Here is a 20721-nt window from a genome sequence, read left to right on the forward strand (position 1 = left end):
GTCACAGCGACGCGACCTCGCCGGGGGTGACGATCCGCACGTCGGGGTGGGCGGCGAGGAGCCGCAGGGTGCGCTCGGCGACGTCGGCGAACGCCGCTTGCCCCGAGACCCAGCCGAACCAGCTCAGCCCGAGGTGACGGGGGCCGACGACGTCGGCGTCGGCGACGAGTTGATCGATCGTCGCCGCGAGCACGTCCTCGTAGTCGGTGAAAGGCTGCCCCCGCGTGTAGAGGGAGAACATGTCCTCGGTCTCGAGCGGATGCGGCACCGCCGTCAGACCCGCTGAGCCACCGGATAGCGCCACCGGTCGCTCGTCGATCGGCCAATCACCGAACCACGTGAACCCGGCTTCGCGCAGGAGCGCCGTCGTCCGCGGGGTCGAGGCGCGCTCGGGACTGAACCACCCGGCGCTCTCGCGCCCGGTGTGATGGGCGACCGCGTCGCGCGCGCTGTCGATGTAGGCGAGCTCGCTCGACGCATCCATCGTTCGAGACAGGATGCTGTTCGCCGCCGCTCCACGCACCACGATCTCGTCGGCGCGCTCGGCGACACCGCGGGCAAGCCCCGGCACCGTTCGTGCTCCCCATTCGTCGAGTGCGACCGCCACGGGCACCCCGACGCGCTCCGCGATCGCGAGGAGGCGCCAGATGCCGACCGTGAGACCGAAGTCCCACTGCGACAGGCGGGCGACCTGCCCGTGGCGGGGTTCGGACGTGTCGCGGCCGACGCCACCCTGCATCGACGTGGGCGTGACCGACCCCGGGGGCAGGTCGTCCTGATAGCTGGGGGCGTGCAGCAGCACGGTGACGGCGAGCTTCGCCCCGTCGATTCCGGGCCAGGGCGAGCGAACCGTGTCGTACCCGCGCGGCAGGTCGGGCGCGAACACGGTCGCCTCGGCGGGGTGGGTGATCAAGGTCATCGGGCGACTCCTCGCTGGACGTCGAGGGCATGTTCGGCTTCGAGGTCTTCGGCGAACGACACCTGCTCGTCGAAGTGGTGGTCGAGGTAGTGCCCGGTGATCTCCCCCGCGGTCGTGCACCAGATGCGCTCGTCGGCCCGCACCCGCGCGAAGATCTCGCGGTAGTACTGCGAGAACCAGGGCTGACCGGCGAGGAACGGGTGCGTCGCGAGACACACCACGCGGGCTTGTCCGTCTTCTTCGGCGTCGCGGAGTTGACGATCGATCTGGGCGAGGGCGAGTTCGACGAAGTCGCGACCGGAGTAGGCGCGGGCGTGCAGCATGGGCACGTCGTTGAGCATGAAGCTGTACGGGATCGACACGAGAGGTGTGCCCGAAGCCGTGCGCAACGGCCGGGGCTGCTCGTCGTGGATCCAGTCGGCGAAGTACTGCATGCCGTGCTCGACCATGAGGTCGGCGGTGTTGTCGGTACCCGACACCTTCGGGCCCAGCATTCCCTTGATGCGCCGACCGCCGTAGTACGTCTCGCTCAGTCGCTGCGAGAGGGCGAAGAACTCGTCTTCGTCGGCGTAGGGCATGTCGTACAGCGGACGGAGATTCGAGATGCCGTGGCTCATGATCTCCCAGTCGCGAGCGAACATCGCCTCGCGCACCTCGGGCTGTTCCTCGAGGAGCGACAGACTCAGCGACACGGTGGAGGGCATCTCGAACTCGTCGACGACCCGCAGCATCCGCCAGAGTCCCACCCGGTTACCCGCATCGCGGTGGGCGTAGTGCTGCATGTCGGGAAAGGCGACCCGCCCCTGCGGGCTCGCCCCGGCCGGGGCGATGTAGTCGTAGTGCTCGACGTTCGGGGCGTGCCAGAACGCGACGGTCTTCTCTCCGGGCCAGGTCACTCGGGGGCGCGTGGAAAGCGGCGCGTAGTACATGCGCCGGTTGTTCGAGATCGTCACGCGGCGTCGACCTCGCCCGTCCCGGCGAGCGCGGCGAAGCGCTCGAGGACCGCGTCTTTCGACACGACGTCGCCGAAGCGGTCCTGCATGTCCCAGAGCGACACCTCGCCAGAGAGGGTGCGGAAGTCGTCGCAGCACTCCTCCACGATGCTGATGCGGTAATTGCGGTAGGCGGCGTCGACGACGGTCGCGCGGACGCATCCGCTCGTGGAGGTACCGGTCATGACGAGCTCGTCGACGCCGAGTTCGTGGAGGAGGTCGTCCAAGCGTGTCTTGTAGAAGCCCGAGGCGACCGTCTTCTCGACGATGTGGTCGGTGGGCTCAGCCGGCACCTCCGCGCTGATCTCCGTCCACGGATTGCCGCGCTCGCAGCGCTCGGTGAGGCTCGAACGCACGCGTTGCGCCAGCATCCGATCGTCGAGCGAATCGAGGATCATCACGAGATAGATCACGGGCACGCCCGCCGCGCGGGCAGCGATGAGCAGCTCGTTCGTGTGCGCCAACGTGACCCCGGTGCCGGGGCCGACCTTCTCGTGCTCGGTGAATGCGCGCTGGAAGTCGACCACCACGACCGCGGGGGTCGTCCCGGGGCCGACCTTGGTCCGCTCGGCGCGCAGCCGACGGATCGTGTCGACCTCGTGGTTCCAGTCGATGGTGTCGGTCATCGCAGTGCTCCTTCCCGAAGCGGCGTCAGATGGGAGAGGGCAGCAGACAGTGCCCCCGGTGCGGGGTCGTGCATCGCGGCGAGGGCCAGGTCGACGTCACGGCCGGTCAACCCGAGGGGTGCGACCGCCTCGGTGAGAAGCTCGTCGATGCGCGGTGCGGAGAACGGGGTGTCGACCGCGTCGCCCTCGGGGTGCGTCACGGCGCTCGAGAACGTGCGTCCGTCGTCGAGGACGACGGTGACCCGCGCCGGTCGCGAGGTGGCGGAGCGGGGTGCGAGCGACTCGGTCGCGTCGTGCACGTCGACGAGTCGTGCGAGCGCCGCGTGTTCGGGGGGCGCAGGGGTGTCCGCGCGGTGCGCCGCGACGTCGCCGTAGAGGAGGGCGCTGGCGACGGCGAACGGCACGGAGAAATAGGCGCCGTGCCGGGTCGTCCACTCCCGGGCGGGAAGGGCCGCCGCCGATGCCACGCCGTCGACGCGGACAGAACGGATGCGGGATGCCTCGACCCCGGCGGCGCGCAGCTGCGCGCGAACCCCCAGCGCCGCGTCGACTGGTCCGTGCGTGTAGGCGCAGGCGGAATGCTGTTTCAGGTAGCTCGACGTGACGAGCGTCGTCGAGCCGAGGCCGTCGACGAGCAGGTCGAGGTCGATGACCCCGAGCGAACCCCCGAGCGTCGCGCCGATGCCCCCCGCTCCTGCGGGGAGACCTGCCACGGCGTAACGGGCGGCGGCGAGCCCCGCCAGTGCGCCCTGGCCGACCCACTGATCGCGCACCGCCGATCCCGAGTACACCGCATCCCAGGAGGTCGAGGGAGCCATCGCGGCGCCCGTGTCGATCGCCCTCGCGACGCCCTCGGCGTCGGCACCGAGGAGCAGAGCGCACCCAGCGGCGGCTCCGGCCGCGCCCAACGGACCGTGCGTGTGCACCTTCGAGGCGAACGTGGTCGCCCGGCCCACGCGCGCGGCGACTTCGTACGCCACGAGGAGGGCGTCCCACACCCGGGGCCCCGATGCGTCGAGCGATTCGGCCAGCGCCAGCACCGCGAACACCGTCTGAGCCGCGGGGTGTCCTTTGCTGTAGCGGTTGCCCTCGTCGCGCTCGGTCGCGACGGACGCGACGCCGTTGAGCCAGACCGCCGACTCGACCGATACGCGTCGACCGGACCCGATCACGGTCGCGGGCCCGTCCGAGAGTGCCCACGCCTCGCGCAGCGCGCTCTGCTCGGGCAGCGCGGAAGCACCGGCGGTGACGGCGAGGAGGTTCGCCACGGCGCGGTCGAGCGCCGAACGCGTCTCGTCACCAGCAGAGGCGAGCGGGCTGCCGGACGCCCACTCAGCCAGCGACCGGAGAGCCTCCGGCGCGGTGACCGAGGCCATGTCAGTACCCCAGGTACGCCGCGCGCACCCGCTCGTCGCTGGCCAGACCCGCAGCCTCGCCTTCGAGTGCGACGGAGCCGGACTCCAGTACGTAGGCCCGGTCGGCGAGCTTCAGTACCTGCTGAGCGTTCTGTTCGACGATCAGCACGCTCACTCCCCGCTCGCGGATGGCGTGGACGGCGTGGAAGACGTCCCAGGTGAGCTTGGGCGACAGTCCCGTCGAGGGCTCATCGAGCATGAGCAGGCGCGGGGCGCCCATCAGCGCACGGGCGATCGCGAGCATCTGCTGCTGGCCGCCCGACATCGTCTCGGCGAGCTGCTGGCGGCGTTCGCGGAGGATCGGGAAGAGATCCAGGATCTCTTCCTCGGTGAAGCCCCGCCGTTCTCCGCGTCCCCAGGCGCCCATGCGCAGGTTGTCCTGCACCGAGAGCGAGCCGAACAGCGCGCGGTTCTCGGGCACCAGCATGAGACCGCGCCGGGCGGCCGTGTGACTGCGTCCGTGGGTCACCGCAGAGCCACCGAACCTCACCGACCCGCCGAACTGCTTGACCTCGCCGACGATCGTCTTCAGGGTCGTGGATTTGCCCGCACCGTTCGCGCCGACGATCGCAACGACCTCGCCTTCGCCGACGGTGAGTGAGAGGCCGTGGATGATCTCGAGGCCGTGGTAGCCCGAACGCAGGTCATCGACTTCAAGCAGCATTTCCGTACTCCTTTCCGAGATACGCCTCGACGACGCGCGGATCCGACAACACCTCGTCGACGCCACCCCGGGCGAGCACTGCACCCTGGTCCATCATCACGACCCGGTCACTCAACTGCCGGACGGCCGCCATGATGTGCTCGATGAACAGCATCGTCATGCCCTCGCGGGTGCGGAGCTCTTCGAGCAGTTCGAGGACGGGAGCTCGCTCCGAGGGCACGAGGCCCGCGAGCACTTCGTCGAGCAGCAGGATGCGGGGTCGCATCGCGAGGGCCCGGGTGAGCTCGAGGCGCTTCTGCACCGCCGTCGGCAGGGAGCCCGAGACGGCGTCGGCCCACTCGGTCAGCCCGGTGCGTCCGATGAGGTCGGCGGCTTCCGCGCGAGCGGCACGCTCGGGGCGGACGCCACGGCTCTGCACGGCGATGGTGATGTTCTCCCAGGCCGTCATGGTGTGGAACGGGCGCATGAGCTGAAAAGTGCGGACGAGGCCCGCGACGGCGAGAACGTGCATCTTGGCGCCGGTGATATCGCGGCCCTCGAGGTGCACGCTCCCGTCGTCGGGCGGGAACGCCCCCGTGATGCAGTTGAACAGCGTGGTCTTTCCCGCGCCGTTCGCCCCGATGATGCCGACGATCTCGCCCTCTTCGACCGAGATGTCGACCTCGCGGAGCGCCCGTAGGCCGCGGAACGATTTGCTGAGTCCCTGGATTTCGAGAAGGCTCACTTCTTCTTCTCCGCCCAATGCTTGATGGTTCCGTAGATCCCGCGCGGCAGGAGCAGCACGCAGGCGATCAGGATGATCGCGTAGATGAGGATGTCGAGTCCGCCATGCCCCTCGATGAACGACAGCCACTCCGGGGGATGCCGGAGGAACGCCGCGACGATGTCGGACAGGGGTGCGACGACGATCGCGCCGACCAGCGGGCCCCACACGGTCGCCACGCCGCCGACGACCGCGGTGATGATCGCGTTGTTCGAGACGTTCGCGCCGAAGGCGAGCTCGGGGTCGACGAACATGTAGTACTGCAGGTACAGCGTCCCGGCCGCGGCCGTGATGGCGGCCGAGATAGCCACGGTCGTCAGCTTGTAGCGCAGCACGTCGACGCCGATGGCGGCCGCGGCCAGGTCGTCGTCGCGGGATGCCTGGGTGAAACGCCCGGTGCGGGAGCGAAGGAAGAGGATGACGACGGCGAGGGCGGCCACCAGCATCCCGATCCCGATCCAGAAGTAGTACGGCGAGCCCGCCGGGAACTGGAACATCGCCCAGTCGTCGCCGCGCAACACGGGGAGGGTGAAACCGATCGTTCCGTTGAGCGCGTCGTTTCCCACCACGAACAGGCGGAGCATCTCGGCGAACGCGAAGGTCGACAGGGCGTAGTAGGCGCCGGTGAGCTTGTAACGCAGCGCCAGGTAGCTGATCCCGACGCCGGCCGCGGCCGCGACGACCATCCCGGCGACGAGTCCGATCCACGGGCTGAGCCCGAAGTCGACGAGCAAGATGGCCGTGACGTAGGCCCCGATGCCGAAATAGGCAGCGTGGCCGAAGCTGAACATGCCGCCGAATCCGCTCATCATGTTCCAGCCGATGCCCATGATCGCGAAGATGACGACGCGCATGGCGATGGCCATCTCGGCGGGCGGCAGGATGAACGGCAGCGCGACACCGACGGCCGCCACCACCGCGAGGGTGACGAACTGCCAACGGGTCGTCGATCGGGGTGCACGCAGCGTCGGGGCGTCGATCTTCGCGCCCGCGGCGGTTGTCGGGGTCGTGACGGTCATGATGCCCTCCCGAAGATGCCCCGGGGCTTGGCGAAGAGCACCACGAGGAAGACGACGAACACCGCGAGCAGCGGCGACTGCCCCGGGAAGATGAGGCCGCCGAGCTGTTCGGTGAGCCCGACGATCAGACCGCCGACGAGCGCCCCCGGGACGTTGCCCATCCCGCCCAGGACCACGACGACGAAAGCGGTCAGGTTGAACACCGAACCGGCGGTCGGCTCGATCGTGGTGAACGGCGCGACCAGCGTGCCCGCCGCCCCGGCCGCTGCGGCCCCCAACCCGAAGGTCAAGACGTAGATGAGACGGATGTCGATACCGACGAGGCGGGCGCCCTCGGGGTTGGCTGCCACGGAACGCACCGCCGTGCCGACCGGCGTCTTCTGCAGCACCACCCAGAGGACCGCCACCAGGACGAGCGCACCGACGAAGGCGTAGATGCGGCTGAGGTCGACCGTCGCGCCGAGGATGGGCACGCCGACGTTCCCCGGCAGTTGCACCGACTGCGGGTTCGGCCCGAACACGAGCAGCAAGACGTTCTCGATCGCGAGCGCCAGGCCGATCGTCACGAGCAGTTGGGTATGGATCGGCGCTCGCATGATCGGATTGAGGAGGGCCGCTTGCGTTCCCGCACCGATGAGGAACATCGCCGGCACGGTGATCAGCAGCGTGAGGTAGGGGTGCATCCCCGTTGCCGTTACCAACGCATACGTCATGTACATGGCGAGGGCCACCATCGCGCCGTTGGCGAAGTTGATGATGTGCAGCACCCCGTAGACGAGGGTGAGCCCCATGGCGACCAGGCTGTAGATCCCGCCCGTGAGAAGGCCGGTCACCAGCGCCTGCGCCAGCACCGCGGGGCTGCCGGAGATGACGCCGGCGGCCACGGCCGCGATCACGAGGACCACGACGGTGACGGCGATCGTGCGAAGGGACGGGCCGTTGTAGGTGCGACGGGGACGAGACAGGGTGTCTGTGCTCGTCGTGGTCGGTTCGACCTGGGTCGTCATGGGACTCACTCCTCGACGGTCAGCCCACGGGGGCGGGGTAGAGGTACGGACTCTCGGCGAGGTCCTCGGGGTACACCTGCAGCACAGAACCCTCCTGCACCTGCATCACCACGACCGACGCGTTCGAGTTCTGACCGGTCTCGTCGAACGACACCGGTCCGTCGTTGACGACGAGGGGTTCGTACGTCGTCGCGGCGATCGCGTCGCGGATGGCGGCGGTGTCGCTGCTGCCGGCCTCTTCGATCGCCTGGGCGATGAGCATGACGGCGTCGTAGGTCAGCACAGCGCTGGTGCGGATCGGCTCGCCGAACTCCTCCTCGTACTGCTCGGACAGAGCGACGGATGCTTCGTTCGTCACATCCCAGTGGTAGTTGGCGTCGAAGTAGTTCTCGCCGCCGTTCGGGGCGTCGGTGACGAAACGGGGCTGGTCGTAGCCGCCGTTCGCGACACCGAAGACGGCGTCGAGATCGGGGGCGATCGAGCTGACGGCGCGCGCGATGGCGAGGCCGTCGTTGTAGTACCCCGAGACCGCCAGCACCTGCGCACCCGATGCTGCGACCTGCTGCACCTGCGTGGACAGATCGCTCGACGCGGGGTCGTAGCTGATGGCCGGGTCGACGGTCATGCCGAACTGCTCGGCCTGCGCGGCGAAGGCCTGGTAGGCCGACTCTCCGAAGTTGCCCTGCTCGTACAGGTAGCCGACCTGCGTGACAGGAGTGTCGCTCGCTTCGCTGATCTCGGCGAGGTAGTCGGCACTCTGGGTGCCCATCATGCTCGCCGAGGGCTGGATGCGGAACGAGTAGGTGTAGCCCTGCTCGAGAATCGAGTCGAGGGCGGAGACATCCATGACGAACGGCACGCTGCTGCGCTCTGCGACCGACGCGATGTTCGCGCTCGTGCCGCTCTGGTACGAGCCGACGAGGGCTGCCGCCCCCTCCTGAATGAGACGCGTGGCCTCGCTCTGACCGGTCTCGGGCTCGCCGCGGGTGTCGGCCGCTTCGAGGACGAGCTGCGCCCCGCCGAGCGATTCGATGCCACCCGCTTCGTTGATGGCGTCGACCGCCATCTGCGCGGCGTTGCTCATCTGCTGCCCGTCCGCGGCGTTCGCCCCGCTGAGCGGGTGCAAGGCGCCGATCATGATCTCGTCGACGGCTTCGCCCGATTCCTCCGTCGAGCTTCCGACAGCGGAGCCGGCGCACGCGGCGAGGACGACGACTCCCGCCATCAATCCCGCGGCTGCGGCGACGATCCTGGTCCCGGTTCTCACGTGGTCTCCTTCAAGTAGTTGTTCCGTCCAGCGCTACTGTTTCTCTGTGCGGAACGATTGCTGAACATTCGAGGTGGAACATGAGGGACGTTACGCCCCGATTTTCGGCCCCCTGTTGCCCTCGTGTGAACACTGTGTTTCTCCGTCCCGGAAACCGCGTAGACGTGTTCCGTCCAACGAAACGACTCGCTACGCTCGACCCGACGAAGGGTTCTGATGCCGACCTCCTCTGAAAATCCGATCTCCACCACGACGCGGGTCGCCCAGGTCTTGCTCGCGTTCGGCGGAGCAGATGGCCCCCTCGGGGTCTCCGAGATCGCCCGCACCTGCGGCTTGAGCAAAGCGGTGGTGCACCGCATCCTGCAGTCCCTCGTCGAGACGCACCTCGTGGCCTACGTCCCGACTGAACGCCGGTACTCTCTGGGGCCGGCGGCATTCGCCTTGGGGCGCCACGCGGCAGGCGGGAACGACCTGCGAGCGGCCGGACTCCCGGTGATCTCCCACCTCGGACGCGTGACCGGGGAAACGACGACCCTCACCGAACGGTTCGGCCATCACCGCCAGTACGTCGCGCAGATCGTCAGCACCAATCCGATCCGCATCACGATCCGCCTCGGCGAGACGGTGCCGCTGTGGTCCGGCGCGAGCGGACTCAGCATCCTGGCCTTCATGGATGCTGTCGACATCGACTACATCCTCAGCACGAGCCGCTCGGAGTACACCAGCGCGACCGTGACCGATGCGGGCGAGATCCGCGCACGGTTGGCCGAGATCCGCGAACGCGGATGGGCCCACACCGCCGGCGAGCGCGTCCGCTACTCGAGCAGCATCGCGGCGCCGGTCTTCGACCTCGAGGGGGTGCCGGTGGGGTCGCTGTCGGTCGCCTACCTGGTCGACCGACTCGGCTCCGCCGACCACTTCGCCTTGGCGGAGCTCGTCACCTCCGCCGCCGCCGACGCGAGCGAACGTCTCCGCAGCATCCAACTCGGTGTCCCGACGGAGGACGCGGGGCATTAGGGGCCGAGCGCGACGCCACAGAGGGTGACGCCGCAGACGCAGCGCCACCCTCTTCCGCGGGTCAAGACCGGGCGCCCCGTACCCGCCGCCGGACGAGCAGCAGCACGGCGCCCGCGCCGAGCGACATGACGCCTCCTGCGACCAGCGGCCAGCCGACGGCGGCGCCGGTGGCGGGCAGCACCCCGGGGAGCGCCGCATCCGTTCCGCCGTCGACGTCACCACCCGTCGGGTCGGGCGCGGGCGTCTCCACCGGTTCGGGATCGACAGGCGCTGCAACCCTCGACCCGGCGAACCACGGCGAGATCTTGGCGTCGGCGCTCCCCGAGACGAACGGCTCGACGGTGCGCGCGCTGACGACCTCGGCGCCGACGCGCCGCTCGGCGGTGACCGACGCGGGCGGCACGTCACCCTCCACCCACTCGACGATCGACGCCAGCCAGTCCACGGTGGATTCACCCGGGCCGCCGTTGCAGTGGCCGACACCGGGCAGCAGGAACAGCCGCGCGTACTCGTCTGTCGCGTCGGCCCCGCCGTCGTGCTCGACGACCGATTCGAAGTAGTCGATGGTGCCGTACGGCGTGATGAGCGGATCGGCGAGACCGTGCCAGAGGATGAGCTTGCCCCCGCCGTCGGCGAACTGCGACAGGTCGGGGTCGTCGGCGTTGTAGACCTCGGCCTGGGCGTCGAGCTGTCGGTACTGCGTGCTCGGGTCGAAATCCGCCAGGGCGTAGTCTGCTCCGGGGTCATCGGGGAAGGCGAGGTAGCGCAACACGTTCTGCGCGTACGAACCGCTCCCCGAAAGCGCTGCACCGGTGCTCACGGAGTAGCCGGGCCACAGGGCTTCCGACCCGAGCGGCATACCCCCGGGGTAGAGCACCGTGCCGTCGTCGGCGACCGGTGCCGCATACAGGCGCTCGACGACCCGCACCTGTTCGGCGCTCAAGCAGTCCACGCCCGACGCCCCGTCGGCGCACTGCACAGACGAAAGCGAGAATTCGCACGCGAGGGGATCGGGGACGACCCCGCCGACACCGCCGCACGTCTCCTGGACCGCGGCCGAGACCACCTCGATGGCTGCGGGGGTCAGGATCGTCGTGCCGTCGGCCCGCCGGTTGGCCATTTCGAAGCCCCCCTGCGAGAGGACGGCGAGGTAGTTCTGGTACAGCGCGGGCGCGCCCGCAACGATGCCGTCGAAATCGTCGGGGTATCGCTGAGCCTCGCTGAGCGCCTGGCGCCCTCCCGTGGAGCACCCCTGGAAATAGGTCGTCTCGGCCGGCTGCCCGTAGATGTCTCGGATCACCGCATCGGCCACGACGGCGAGCAGGTGCGGGGAGCGGTATCCCCAGTCGGCCTCGGCCTCGGCATCGTCGAGTGCCCACTCCGCCCCTCCGAGGGGATCGACGTGACCCGAGTTCTCGGCGCCGACCGCGAAGCCCGCCGTGAGCGCGTCGGCGCACCCGTCGATCGGCGTGTAGCCGCAGAATCCGCCGCATCCGGTCTGGAAATACCGCCCGTTCCATTCGTTCTGCGGCAACTGCACGGTGTAACCGACGCGGCCGTCGATGACCCCCGAGAGCGAGCACGCCGGCTCCCCCGACGCAGACGCGACGATCGCCGCCGTCTCGATCGTCGCCGTCACGGGGGCATCTGCGTCGGTCGCCGTGATCTCGGTGCCGGCCCGGGAGGTGCATCCGGCGTCGGTGATCCCCGCGAGGAGCGAGGGTTGTTCCGCTGCAGGGAACGGCGCCGCGATCGCGCCGGCCGAGGTCGGCAGCGCGATCAGCACAACGGCGATCACCGCGGTGATCACCGCGGAACTTCTGTTCTTCATGGTGGGGGTCCCGTCGTCGAGGAGGCGGTCGATGTGGAGCGTCGATTCGGATTCTCGTCTCGCGGGCTCGTCGGCCGGATCACGCCGCCGTTACGTTCTGGTTTCCCGCCGACCGCGTGCGGCCGTCGTCGTTCCGCGCACGCGAACACCGGCGAATTTCGTTCCTCCGACCGGAACGTAGGGGCGCACTCGGGTCAGGGCCGATCGATGTCGTTGCCCGCCCAGAGGTCGGCGCACTCCACCCCCGTGACTCCGTGCCGCGAGAGGAAGGGTCCTGCGCCGACATCGCCGGTGGACTCCCGTGCGAGCCTCTCGAAGTGGGCAGCCCCCACCAGCACCGGGTGTCCGGGCCGGCCGTGGTACTCGGCTTGCACGAGCGCGGTGGTGAGCGCCGACGCGGCGGCCCTCACCCGCGATACCGCCGACGCCGGTATTTCGGGCGTGTCGACGGGTACGAAGATCGCGGCGTCCGCCCCCGCTGCGGCCCCGAGTCCGGCTCGTAACGAGTGGGAGAGCCCGGCGGCCCAGTCGGTGGCCACCACGGCACGGGCCCCGGCTGGCACGAGGGACACCGCAGCATCCGCCCCCGCCCCGAGCACGACGATCACCTCGTCGCACCCGCCGCCCCGGAGCGCCTCGACGGCCGCGTGCAGCCACGGACGCCCGTCTGGGGTGCGGGCGAGCGCCTTGGGGCCGCCGTAACGGGTGCCGGCGCCGGCCGCGAGGACGATCCCGTACGTCTGCTCCGGCTCGTCCATGGCGCCTCACCCTACCCGCGCAGCTTCTCGTCGCCTGGCCGAAACATCGCCGGGTTAGCGTGGAGGCATGCTGGAACTCGCGGCCGCCCTCCTCCCCGTCCTCCGCGGCGGCGAGCCGGTCGCGGTCGTCACCGTTGCGCGGGTCACCCGCAGCGCCCCGCGCGGCGTTGGCACCGCCATGGCGCTCACGCGCGACGGCAGCGTGATCGGCTCGATCTCGGGAGGGTGCGTCGAGGGCGACGCGATCCTGCTGGCCACCGAGGTGCTCGCCACCGGTGTGGCGCGGGTCGCGTCACTCGGTTTCAGCGACGACGACGCCCACGCGGCCGGCCTCGCCTGCGGCGGCAGCGTCGACGTGATCGTGCACCGGATCGAAGCGACGGATGCTGCGGCCCGTGCCGCGCTCGAAGCCGCCGCCGCAGACCGCGCCACCGCGGTCGGTCTGGTCGCCTCGGGTGCGCGACGGGGTTCGCTCGTGACCGCAGACGCGTTCGGCGGCAGCACCGACCGCAGCCGCATGCTCTCCGCGGCATACGACGGAGCCGACCTTCTCCTGCTCGTCCACGAACCGCGCCGTCGGCTCGTGATCGTCGGCGCCGGCGATCACGCCATGGCCCTCGCGCGCGTCGCGAGCGCGGCGGGATTCGCGGTCGCCGTAAGCGACGTCTGGGAGCGGCTCGTCACTCCCGAGCGCTTTCCGACGGCCGAGCGCATCGTTGTCGGCGTGCCCTCCGACCAGCTCGCCGCACTGGTGGGCGACGACCCTGCGCGCGCCGCGGTCTGCGTGCTCACGCACGACGAGCGCGTCGACGTGCCGGCGATCGCGGCGGCATTGCGCCTCGGCGTCGGCTTCGTCGGGGCCATGGGCGCCCGGTCGACCGTGGCGCACCGCGCGGCGCTGCTGCGTGCCGCGGGCGTCGACGATGCCGATCTCGCGCGTCTGCACAGTCCGCTCGGACTCGACCTCGGCGGCGACTCCCCCGACGAGACCGCGCTGGCCGTCTTGGCCGAGATCGTCGCCGCGCAGCGCGGCGGCACGGCCGTGCCGCTCCGCGACGGCAGCGGCCCGCTCCACCGCCATGACGCCGCAGCCGCGGCAACGTGCACCCCCCGACTCGAGGATGCGACCCGATGACCGACCCCGAACGATCGACCGATCTCGCCCATCTCGCCCACGCCCTGCGGCTCGCCCAGGCGGCCCGCGATCGGGGCGACCACCCGTTCGGCGCGATCGTCGTCACCCCCGGCGGGGCGATCGTGGAGGGGATGAACTCCGTCCTCACCGAGGGCGACCCCACCGGGCACGCCGAGACCAACCTGGTGCGCGCCGCGGGTCGGGCTCTCGAGAGCGTCGAACTGGCCGCATCCACCCTGTTCACGAGCACCGAGCCCTGCGCGATGTGCGCGGGAGCGATCTACTGGTCGGGCATCGGCCGCGTCGTCTACGCCCTCGGCGAGGACGACCTGATCGAGATGGTGCGCGAGCAGGAGGGCGTTCCCACGATGGCGCTGCCCTGCCGCGAGGTGTTCGCCCGAGGCGGCCGCGCGATCGAGGTCGTCGGCCCGGTCGAGGTCGACGGCTCGCGCGAAGTGCACGCGGGCTTCTGGAACTGACGCGGCGGCTCTGAAACACCGCCGCAACAGGGGCTCGGTAGGCTCGCGGCACTGCGTGTCCTATCACCATGGCCGGCCCGAGTTCTCGGGGTCGGGGCCTGCTCAGGGCGGGGACTGCGGCGACATCCACGTCACTGCATCCTCGAAGGAGAACCATGTCCACCGTCGACAAATCCCAGGCCGGGCTCACCGAACGGCAGTACCACATCGGCATCGCGCCGGGAGAGGTCTCGTCGGTGGCGCTGCTGCCCGGGGATCCGTTCCGTGTGCCGTTCGTCGCCGAGTTCCTCACCGGCGTGAAAGAGGTCGCGCACAACCGCGAGCACCGCACGATGACCGGGTGGTACAAGGGTCGCCACATCACCGCCACTTCGACCGGGATGGGGTGCCCGTCGACCGCGATCGCCGTCGAAGAGCTCGCCCGTGTCGGGGTGACGTCGTTCATCCGCGTCGGTAGTTCGGCGGGGCTCCAGCCGGGCATCGCTCCCGGCGACCTCCTCGTCAGCGAGGGAAGCCTGCGCGCCGACGGGACGACCGACGCCTACGTTCCGCGAGGGTTCCCCGCGATTCCCGACCTCGGTCTCACCGTCGCCCTGGCGCGGCACGCCGAGCGCATCGCCGCAGCATCCGGCACCCGCTCCTTCACCGGGATCAGCACCTCGAGCGACGCCTTCTATGCCGAGACGCCGGAGCTGATCCGGAGTCTCAGCGACATGGGGATCCTCAACATCGAGATGGAGGCGTCGGCGATGTACGTCGTCGCGCGTCTGCGGGGCCTGCGCGCCGGCATGATCTGCGCGTGCTCGAGCAACCTCGTCGACGGGGATTCGCTGTACTCCGACAAGAACGCCGCACTCAAGGGCGGCTGGATGCGGTCGATCGAAGCGGCCCTCGAGACCGCCGTCGAACTGGAGCTGTGATGGGGCGCACGATCATCGAGGGCGGCTACGTCGCGACGGTGGACGCTTCGGGGTCGGAGTACGAAGGCGGCCACCTCGTCATCGACGGCACGCGCATCGTGGCGGTCGGGGCGGGAGCGGCACCCGCCGAGTGGCGCGAGGGGGCCACCGTCATCGATGCCCGCGGATGCCTCGTGACCCCCGGCCTCATCAACACCCACCACCACCTCTACCAGTGGCTCACGCGCGGGTACGCGCAGGATTCGATCCTGTTCGACTGGCTGACGTCGCTCTATCCGTTGTGGGCCCGGATCGACGCGGGTCTCGTCGGCGCCGGGGCCGCCGGAGCGATGGCGGTGCTGGCCCGCTCCGGCTGCACCACGGTCGGCGACCACCACTACGTCTTCCCCCGGGGCGGCGGAGACATCGTTGGGGCGATCGTCGAAGCATCCGCTCGCGTCGGCGTGCGGCTGCACGCGACCCGCGGGTCGATGGATCGCGGACAGTCGCAGGGCGGCCTCCCGCCCGACTTCGCCGTGGAGTCGACGGATGCTGCGCTCCGCGCCTCGCACGAAGCGGTGGAGCGCTACCACGACGCGTCTTTCGAATCGATGGTGCGGGTCGCCGTCGCGCCGTGTTCACCGTTCTCTGTGACGGAGGATCTGCTGCGCGAGGCCGCGGTGCTCGCACGTTCGCTCGACGTGCGCCTGCACACCCACGCGTCGGAGACCGCGGAGGAGGACGAGTACTGCCTCGCCACCTTCGGCAAGTCGCCGACCGATCACCTCGGCGATCTCGGCTGGCTGGGCTCGGACGTCTGGATGGCGCACGCGGTGCGCCTCGATGCCCCCGCGATCGCGCGGTACGCCGAGACCGGCACCGGGGTGGCGCACTGCCCTTCGTCGAACGCACGTCTCGCTGCCGGCATCGCGCCGGTGCGCGACATGCTGCGCGCCGGGGTTCCGGTCGGTCTCGGGGTCGACGGTTCGGCGTCGAACGAGTCGGGGCAGTTGGGCATCGAGATCCGCGAGGCCGTGCTGATGAACCGGTTGCGCACCGGCGCCGACTCGTTCTCGGTGCGCGACGGACTGCGGATCGCGACGATCGGCGGCGCACGGGTGCTTGGGCGCGAGGCCGAGATCGGCTCGCTCGAGGTGGGCAAGCTCGCCGACATCGCGGTGTGGCGGATCGACGGGGTCGAGCACGCCGGCATCCTCGATCCGGTGGCAGCCCTCGGCCTCGGCGCGATGCCGCCGGTGGAGCGGCTCTTCGTGAACGGGCGGGTCGTGGTGGACGGCGGGATGCTGACCACCGCCGACGAGCCGATGCTCGCCGCCGACGTGGCCGCCGCATCTCGAGAATTGGCAGGACGACTGTGACCGAGCGCATCCCCCTCGTCATCGACACCGACACCGCTGCCGACGACTGCTTCGCGCTGATGATCGGGCTCACCGATCCGCGCGCCGATCTGCGCGCCATCACGATGGTGGCCGGCAACGTCGGCTTCGAGCAGCAGGTCGAGAACGCGTTCCTCACCCTCGAGGTCGTCGGACGCCGCGGCGAAGTGCCGGTGCACCTCGGCGCCCGTCAGCCGCTCGAGCGGGAGTGGGCGAGCGCATCGGACGTGCACGGTGACGGTGTCGGCGGCCAGAAGCGCGAGGGGTCGGAGGCGGCGTCCACCGAGGAGGCGCCCGCCGCGCTGGTGCGGCTCGCTCGCGAGTACGTCGGAGAGCTCAAGGTCGTCGCGATCGGACCTTTGACGAACATCGCCCTCGCCGTGCAGAGCGATCCGGACTTCGCGCGCAACGTCGCCGAGCTCGTCATCATGGGTGGCTCGATCAACGCGCGGGGCAACATCACCGCGGCAGCGGAGTACAACATCTACGTCGACCCGGAGGCCGCGCAGATCGTGCTCGACGCGGGTTTCCCGTCGGTGCGGTTCGTGACGTGGGATCCGCTCTCGCTGCGCGATGTGGTCTTCGATCAGGCGAGGATCGACAGCATCCGCGCCCTCGGCACCCGGCGAAGCGACTTCTTCGTCACCGCGAACCAGAAGACCTTCGATTTCGACGTGGCGGTGGGGGTCGGAGGGTCCATCCACTGCGACTCGCTTTCGGTGCTCGTCGCTCTCGAGCCGACGCTCGTGCGCGAAGAGCGTGGCTACTTCGTCGCGGTCGAACTGCAGGGCGAACTGACCCGTGGCGCGACGGTCTTCGACTGGCGCGCGGTCGCCCCGCCGGTGAACGCGACGGCGATCGAGTCGGTCGATCGCGAGCGGTTCGTGGAGTACATGATGCGGATGCTGGCGGAGGGCTGAGCGGGCGTCGACCGCCGTCGGCGGCGGCTTGCTTCACCGCCCGTCTGAGCCAGGCGCCGCGTCGCTGCAGGTCGAGGTATCGGTGGGCGGTGAATCCACCACCACGGTCGTGACCGCTGTCCATCCGGTTACGGTGCCCGGGGGGAATCCTCCTGCACCGTCCAGCTGCACGTAACGCTCGCCGATGAAACCTCCCGTGGCGGGGTCGATGATGATGTCCTGGCGCCTGTTGCTGGCTGTCTCGAGACGGCCGATGGCGATGCCGGTGGTTCCGTTCAGGGTCGCCTCCTGCTCGGTGATCGTCACGCCGGGGATCAGTGCCGCGGCCTGGTAGATCGCGGCACGGAGATCGGCGGGCACGATTCCGCTGCGAAGGGTGTCGGCGATCCAAACGAGAACCTGACCGTCCCGCGACTGCCCGGAGCTGCCGTTCAGTTGGTAGATCCGCTCCAGTAGCAGTCGCGGGTCCCTGGGGAGGGCGTCGTAGTCGCCGGAAGACCCGTTACCCCCGTTATAGGACCCATAGGCGCTGCCGCCCGGGAAAATACCCCCCGGCAGATGCTGGAGGATGTCGGCCGCGCCCACTTCGGCGCTTTCCCTCATCTGCTGCGCCGCGAGAGCCTCCGACCGGGGGCCGAACGTTTCAACCGGCGTGCGCATACATCTGACCCACACCCACAGGTCCTCACGATCGGCGGGCACGAACACCTCGTCGCGCATCTTCTCGAGGAACGACACGAGATCTTCTGGCTGAACGTTGCCGTTGTTCTCTCTCCGGATTCGGTCTGCGTCCTCCTCGAGGGTGCCCGTCGCCCCGTATACCGCGTCCGTGCGCACGAGCAGGTACTGGCCGGGGCTGACGACCGGGTCGCTGACCTGGAGGGCGGCGACCGCCGCCGATTCGAGTGCAGCCGCGGCGGCGGGTTCGGCGGTGCCCTGCCACCCGGGCCCGCCCAAGACGTTGGTAGCGACGAGAGCACCGACGAGGGCGGTGGCCCCGAGTGCAGAGAACCCCGCCCACGCAGCAGTACGCCGCCGGCGTCGTGAGGGCAGGGGCGCGAATGCCGTGTCGTCACCGAGCTGAGAGAAAAGCGCAACCGGCGTCTCGCCGTCGATCTGGCCGAAAAGCGCGGCCCGCCCGCGGGTGATCGCGGCGGGCGCGCGCTCCGGGATGTCATTCCGTGATCGACGCAGGAGCGAGATTTCGTCCATGTTCTTCTTCCTTGTCTCGGCTGGCAGCCGGGTCGATCGCGATGCGGAGTTTGCGGCGCGCGCGGTGCAGTCGTGAGCGGACGGTGCCGACCGGAATGTCGAGCGCCTGGGCGATGCCCTCGTAGTCGAGGTCTCCGAACGTGTGGAGAAGCAGCACGTCGCGGTCGCCCGCCGGAAGCCGGGCGAGCGTCTTTCCGAGTCGTCGCGCGACGGCTTTCGCGTCGAGGCGGGCATCCGCGGCCTCGATGTAGTCGACGTCCACACGCGCAAGGTCGGAGGCCAGCATTCCCCGCCAGGCTCTGGCCTCCAGGCGCGCGTACTGCCGCATGAGCGTGGTGGCGATGCCGAGAAGCCAGGGCCGGGCGTCGTCACCGCCGGAGAAGTCCCCCCGGCGGGTGAACGCGACCAAGAACGTCTCGGAGGTGATGTCGTCCGCCTCCGACAGCCCCAGTCTTCGGGCGACGTAGCGGTAGACCACGCGCTGGTGACGGTCGTAGAGCTCAGCGAACGCTGCCCGCTGGTGCAGAGAGCGGCTGATGATCTCGCCGTCATGGATGCTCACACTGGGTATTGTCAATTTCGGCCGTCGCAGTTCACGGAAACTTTGCGAGACGCGCCCTGTCGATCGTTACCGCCGCCTGCCGGTGTGGATCGTGCGGTGGGGGAAACAGGAGAGCAAGACCCGTTGTCGGTGTGCGAGAGCCGCCCTCCAACGAGGCGCGGAGCTCAGCCCTTCTCGGAGTCGAGACCGGCGTCTCCGCCTGCCTCGATGTCGCGAAGTCGTTTCACCGCCGACCAGGGATAGAACGCTATCCAGGCGACCGAAGCGATGGAGGCTCCCATGATCATCGAAGCGATATCCATGGCACCGACAGTACGCAGAACGCACGGATGTTTCCTCCGTCTAGCGGGGGAGATTGCTGAACCGCCGCCGCAGCGCGGGAGCATGCCCGAGCCGGGCTGGGCCTCAGCGCGGGTGCGCCGCCTCGAGAAGGTCTCGGCGCCGGGTCGGCGACTTCGTGGTCGGTCGCCAGATCTGGGCGGGGTCCCACCAGACGGGGCCGAGAATCTCGGGCACCCCGTGGTTCATTCGCACTTTCCAGCCGCCGGTGTCGATCGTGCGGTGATGGAACCAGCAGAGCAACACCCCGTTGTCGGTGTGAGTCGGCCCACCGCGGGCCGCTTCTATGACGTGGTGGATCTCGCACCACGCGGCGGGCACGCGGCATCCGGGGATGACGCATTCCCCGTCACGGAGCACGATGGCCTTGCGCTGGGAGTGCGTGAAGACCCGGTCGTTGACCGTGATCGCGATGATCCGGCCGCTCTGGTCGAACGTCACCCGCTCGATGCCGCCGGTGCAGGCGATCTGGCGGGCGACCGCAATGGAGACGGGTTCGTCGATGCCCTGCACGTGGGCGCTGCCGATGCCTGCTTCGAGGTCTGACCGCCGTGCGGACACGACCAGGGTCGGTGCGGCGCCCCCGATCGTCGGAAGCTGACCCGACGCCGCTGCGACCGTGAGTGCGGTGGCGAGTGCGTCGTGCTGTTTCTGGGTGCGAGTGCGGGTGTCGCAAACCGCGTCGGGATCGGCGGCGTCTTCTTCGCCGTCGGGCGTGAAGCACGGGCCCGCGGGCCCGTCGAGCTTCGGATTGTTGACGCTGTCGAAGATCCGCTGCAGTTGGCCCGCGGTCTCGGGGAGGAGCTCGCCACGCACGGGCACGAGGCCGTCACGACAGACGCCGAGGGTGATGCCGCGCTTTCGCATTGCGCGTGCTTCACGCGGCTCGGGGCCGTCTTGGTCGAGGTACGCCGCCCACACGAGGGCCTGGGCCCGCAACTCATCAGCGGGGAGCGGTGGGGCGCCATCGACCCCGTCACCCCGCGCCGCGGCTGCCAGTTCTTCGTCGGCGGCGAGTATGGCGTCGCGCCCCACCCGCACCGATCCCAGCGCCCCCGCCACGGCGATGACTCCGTCGACACCGACACACCCGGCGACAAGCGCTTCACGGAGGGCGGGGAACGCCGCTGGCAGCACCTCGCCACTCGCCAGCGAGGTCGTCCGGCGCACCGCGCGGCCCGCGGCGATGAGCTCACCTGCACGGCGTGATGAGAAACGCGTGGTGCGCTCCACCAGCTCACGCACCGAGCGACACCCGTAGGTCGTCGTCATCCGCACCGAAAGGTCGCGTTGATCCGACCGGGCATCGACCTCTCCGACGGTGTCGACCAACAAAGGCCTCAGCACGGCGAACGACCGACGCCGCAGCATCCATCACCGACACCAGATCATCGGGCTCAAGACCCCTCACTTCGCCGTCGCGCAGCTGCGCCTCGACGACCGCGGCGAGCGCGGTATCAAGATCGCGAAGCGCGATAGCGGTGTTGGTCATGTCTCCAT

The 20721-nt window shown here is 69.7% G+C and carries 22 protein-coding genes; 6 read left to right on the top strand and 16 right to left on the bottom strand.

Going from position 1 to position 20721, the window contains the following annotated elements; translation table 11 throughout:
- Position 1 precedes the first annotated feature (1 nt).
- The 9 genes from ACFXQA_RS04120 to ACFXQA_RS04160 are packed head-to-tail and all read right to left on the bottom strand — an operon-like array spanning position 2 to position 8672.
- Positions 2 to 919: a polysaccharide deacetylase family protein gene (locus tag ACFXQA_RS04120; RefSeq protein ID WP_394518526.1), complete on the bottom strand. Its 918-nt coding sequence runs from the start codon at positions 917 to 919 to the stop codon at positions 2 to 4.
- Positions 916 to 1872 carry a polysaccharide deacetylase family protein gene (locus ACFXQA_RS04125; RefSeq protein ID WP_394518527.1) on the bottom strand — a complete coding sequence of 319 codons (957 nt, stop codon included), beginning with the start codon at positions 1870 to 1872 and terminating at the stop codon, positions 916 to 918. Before ACFXQA_RS04125 ends, ACFXQA_RS04120 begins: the two co-directional genes overlap by 4 nt.
- The gene (locus ACFXQA_RS04130) at positions 1869 to 2537 is read right to left on the bottom strand and encodes a cysteine hydrolase family protein (RefSeq protein ID WP_394518528.1); all 669 of its coding nucleotides are present in this window, start codon (positions 2535 to 2537) and stop codon (positions 1869 to 1871) included. Before ACFXQA_RS04130 ends, ACFXQA_RS04125 begins: the two co-directional genes overlap by 4 nt.
- The gene (locus ACFXQA_RS04135) at positions 2534 to 3913 is read right to left on the bottom strand and encodes an MmgE/PrpD family protein (RefSeq protein WP_394518529.1); all 1380 of its coding nucleotides are present in this window, start codon (positions 3911 to 3913) and stop codon (positions 2534 to 2536) included. Before ACFXQA_RS04135 ends, ACFXQA_RS04130 begins: the two co-directional genes overlap by 4 nt.
- Position 3914: 1 nt before the next feature.
- Positions 3915 to 4616: an ABC transporter ATP-binding protein gene (locus tag ACFXQA_RS04140; protein WP_394518530.1), complete on the bottom strand. Its 702-nt coding sequence runs from the start codon at positions 4614 to 4616 to the stop codon at positions 3915 to 3917.
- Positions 4606 to 5340: an ABC transporter ATP-binding protein gene (locus ACFXQA_RS04145; RefSeq protein ID WP_394518531.1), complete on the bottom strand. Its 735-nt coding sequence runs from the start codon at positions 5338 to 5340 to the stop codon at positions 4606 to 4608. The genes ACFXQA_RS04140 and ACFXQA_RS04145 overlap by 11 nt, the downstream gene beginning before the upstream one ends.
- Positions 5337 to 6398 (bottom strand): branched-chain amino acid ABC transporter permease, encoded by a 1062-nt coding sequence (locus tag ACFXQA_RS04150; RefSeq protein ID WP_394518532.1) that lies wholly within the window; start codon positions 6396 to 6398, stop codon positions 5337 to 5339. The genes ACFXQA_RS04145 and ACFXQA_RS04150 overlap by 4 nt, the downstream gene beginning before the upstream one ends.
- Positions 6395 to 7405 (bottom strand): branched-chain amino acid ABC transporter permease, encoded by a 1011-nt coding sequence (locus ACFXQA_RS04155; RefSeq protein ID WP_394518533.1) that lies wholly within the window; start codon positions 7403 to 7405, stop codon positions 6395 to 6397. The genes ACFXQA_RS04150 and ACFXQA_RS04155 overlap by 4 nt, the downstream gene beginning before the upstream one ends.
- 19 nt (positions 7406 to 7424) lie before the next feature.
- A complete protein-coding gene (locus ACFXQA_RS04160; RefSeq protein ID WP_394518534.1) occupies positions 7425 to 8672 on the bottom strand; it encodes an ABC transporter substrate-binding protein in 1248 nt (415 codons plus the stop codon).
- 216 nt (positions 8673 to 8888) lie between these two features.
- Between ACFXQA_RS04160 and ACFXQA_RS04165 the strand changes: the two genes are divergently transcribed.
- A complete protein-coding gene (locus tag ACFXQA_RS04165) occupies positions 8889 to 9689 on the top strand; it encodes an IclR family transcriptional regulator (protein ID WP_394518535.1) in 801 nt (266 codons plus the stop codon).
- 61 nt (positions 9690 to 9750) lie between these two features.
- On the opposite strand, the gene ACFXQA_RS04170 is transcribed toward ACFXQA_RS04165, so the two are convergent.
- A complete protein-coding gene (locus tag ACFXQA_RS04170) occupies positions 9751 to 11520 on the bottom strand; it encodes a tannase/feruloyl esterase family alpha/beta hydrolase (RefSeq protein ID WP_394518536.1) in 1770 nt (589 codons plus the stop codon).
- Positions 11521 to 11714: 194 nt separating this feature from the next.
- Positions 11715 to 12278, bottom strand: a complete 564-nt coding sequence (locus ACFXQA_RS04175) for a nucleotidyltransferase family protein (protein WP_394518537.1) — start codon at positions 12276 to 12278, stop codon at positions 11715 to 11717.
- Between the two features lie 67 nt (positions 12279 to 12345).
- On the opposite strand from ACFXQA_RS04175, the gene ACFXQA_RS04180 reads away from it, so the two are divergent.
- From ACFXQA_RS04180 to ACFXQA_RS04200, 5 genes are all read left to right on the top strand, one after another.
- Positions 12346 to 13413 (top strand): XdhC family protein, encoded by a 1068-nt coding sequence (locus ACFXQA_RS04180; RefSeq protein WP_394518538.1) that lies wholly within the window; start codon positions 12346 to 12348, stop codon positions 13411 to 13413.
- On the top strand, positions 13410 to 13892 hold the full coding sequence (locus ACFXQA_RS04185) for a nucleoside deaminase (RefSeq protein ID WP_394518539.1): 483 nt from the start codon (positions 13410 to 13412) through the stop codon (positions 13890 to 13892). Before ACFXQA_RS04180 ends, ACFXQA_RS04185 begins: the two co-directional genes overlap by 4 nt.
- A 155-nt stretch (positions 13893 to 14047) precedes the next feature.
- A complete protein-coding gene (locus ACFXQA_RS04190; RefSeq protein ID WP_394518540.1) occupies positions 14048 to 14812 on the top strand; it encodes a nucleoside phosphorylase in 765 nt (254 codons plus the stop codon).
- Positions 14812 to 16170, top strand: coding sequence for an 8-oxoguanine deaminase (locus ACFXQA_RS04195; RefSeq protein WP_394518541.1), 1359 nt, complete (start codon positions 14812 to 14814; stop codon positions 16168 to 16170). The genes ACFXQA_RS04190 and ACFXQA_RS04195 overlap by 1 nt, the downstream gene beginning before the upstream one ends.
- Positions 16167 to 17108: a nucleoside hydrolase gene (locus tag ACFXQA_RS04200; protein WP_394518542.1), complete on the top strand. Its 942-nt coding sequence runs from the start codon at positions 16167 to 16169 to the stop codon at positions 17106 to 17108. The genes ACFXQA_RS04195 and ACFXQA_RS04200 overlap by 4 nt, the downstream gene beginning before the upstream one ends.
- Before the next feature lie 33 nt (positions 17109 to 17141).
- Here the strand turns inward: ACFXQA_RS04200 and ACFXQA_RS04205 are convergent, their stop codons facing one another.
- The 5 genes from ACFXQA_RS04205 to ACFXQA_RS04225 all read right to left on the bottom strand — a co-directional run bounded on the left by ACFXQA_RS04205 (position 17142) and on the right by ACFXQA_RS04225 (position 20713).
- Positions 17142 to 18320: a CU044_5270 family protein gene (locus tag ACFXQA_RS04205; protein WP_394518543.1), complete on the bottom strand. Its 1179-nt coding sequence runs from the start codon at positions 18318 to 18320 to the stop codon at positions 17142 to 17144.
- The gene (locus ACFXQA_RS04210; RefSeq protein WP_394518544.1) at positions 18283 to 18882 is read right to left on the bottom strand and encodes an RNA polymerase sigma factor; all 600 of its coding nucleotides are present in this window, start codon (positions 18880 to 18882) and stop codon (positions 18283 to 18285) included. The genes ACFXQA_RS04205 and ACFXQA_RS04210 overlap by 38 nt, the downstream gene beginning before the upstream one ends.
- Positions 18883 to 19046: 164 nt before the next feature.
- Positions 19047 to 19184 (bottom strand): hypothetical protein, encoded by a 138-nt coding sequence (locus ACFXQA_RS04215; RefSeq protein ID WP_394518545.1) that lies wholly within the window; start codon positions 19182 to 19184, stop codon positions 19047 to 19049.
- Positions 19185 to 19287: 103 nt separating this feature from the next.
- Entirely contained in the window at positions 19288 to 20493 is a 1206-nt protein-coding gene (locus tag ACFXQA_RS04220) for an HNH endonuclease signature motif containing protein (RefSeq protein WP_394518546.1), read from the bottom strand.
- Positions 20459 to 20713 (bottom strand): hypothetical protein, encoded by a 255-nt coding sequence (locus ACFXQA_RS04225; RefSeq protein ID WP_394518547.1) that lies wholly within the window; start codon positions 20711 to 20713, stop codon positions 20459 to 20461. The genes ACFXQA_RS04220 and ACFXQA_RS04225 overlap by 35 nt, the downstream gene beginning before the upstream one ends.
- Positions 20714 to 20721 lie beyond the last annotated feature (8 nt).

Source organism: Microbacterium shimangi, from assembly GCF_043556445.1.
Classification (GTDB): domain Bacteria; phylum Actinomycetota; class Actinomycetes; order Actinomycetales; family Microbacteriaceae; genus Microbacterium.

Bases quoted from the DNA above. Each gene is read 5' to 3' on its own strand.
- ACFXQA_RS04175 (WP_394518537.1), bottom strand. From the start codon at position 12,278: ATGGACGAGCCGGAGCAGACGTACGGGATCGTCCTCGCGGCCGGCGCC.
- ACFXQA_RS04140 (WP_394518530.1), bottom strand. From the start codon at position 4,616: ATGCTGCTTGAAGTCGATGACCTGCGTTCGGGCTACCACGGCCTCGAG.
- ACFXQA_RS04190 (WP_394518540.1), top strand. From the start codon at position 14,048: ATGTCCACCGTCGACAAATCCCAGGCCGGGCTCACCGAACGGCAGTAC.
- ACFXQA_RS04205 (WP_394518543.1), bottom strand. From the start codon at position 18,320: ATGGACGAAATCTCGCTCCTGCGTCGATCACGGAATGACATCCCGGAG.
- ACFXQA_RS04185 (WP_394518539.1), top strand. From the start codon at position 13,410: ATGACCGACCCCGAACGATCGACCGATCTCGCCCATCTCGCCCACGCC.
- ACFXQA_RS04165 (WP_394518535.1), top strand. From the start codon at position 8,889: ATGCCGACCTCCTCTGAAAATCCGATCTCCACCACGACGCGGGTCGCC.
- ACFXQA_RS04195 (WP_394518541.1), top strand. From the start codon at position 14,812: ATGGGGCGCACGATCATCGAGGGCGGCTACGTCGCGACGGTGGACGCT.
- ACFXQA_RS04225 (WP_394518547.1), bottom strand. From the start codon at position 20,713: ATGACCAACACCGCTATCGCGCTTCGCGATCTTGATACCGCGCTCGCC.
- ACFXQA_RS04120 (WP_394518526.1), bottom strand. From the start codon at position 919: ATGACCTTGATCACCCACCCCGCCGAGGCGACCGTGTTCGCGCCCGAC.
- ACFXQA_RS04130 (WP_394518528.1), bottom strand. From the start codon at position 2,537: ATGACCGACACCATCGACTGGAACCACGAGGTCGACACGATCCGTCGG.
- ACFXQA_RS04220 (WP_394518546.1), bottom strand. From the start codon at position 20,493: ATGACGACGACCTACGGGTGTCGCTCGGTGCGTGAGCTGGTGGAGCGC.
- ACFXQA_RS04135 (WP_394518529.1), bottom strand. From the start codon at position 3,913: ATGGCCTCGGTCACCGCGCCGGAGGCTCTCCGGTCGCTGGCTGAGTGG.
- ACFXQA_RS04150 (WP_394518532.1), bottom strand. From the start codon at position 6,398: ATGACCGTCACGACCCCGACAACCGCCGCGGGCGCGAAGATCGACGCC.
- ACFXQA_RS04180 (WP_394518538.1), top strand. From the start codon at position 12,346: ATGCTGGAACTCGCGGCCGCCCTCCTCCCCGTCCTCCGCGGCGGCGAG.
- ACFXQA_RS04155 (WP_394518533.1), bottom strand. From the start codon at position 7,405: ATGACGACCCAGGTCGAACCGACCACGACGAGCACAGACACCCTGTCT.
- ACFXQA_RS04170 (WP_394518536.1), bottom strand. From the start codon at position 11,520: ATGAAGAACAGAAGTTCCGCGGTGATCACCGCGGTGATCGCCGTTGTG.
- ACFXQA_RS04215 (WP_394518545.1), bottom strand. From the start codon at position 19,184: ATGGATATCGCTTCGATGATCATGGGAGCCTCCATCGCTTCGGTCGCC.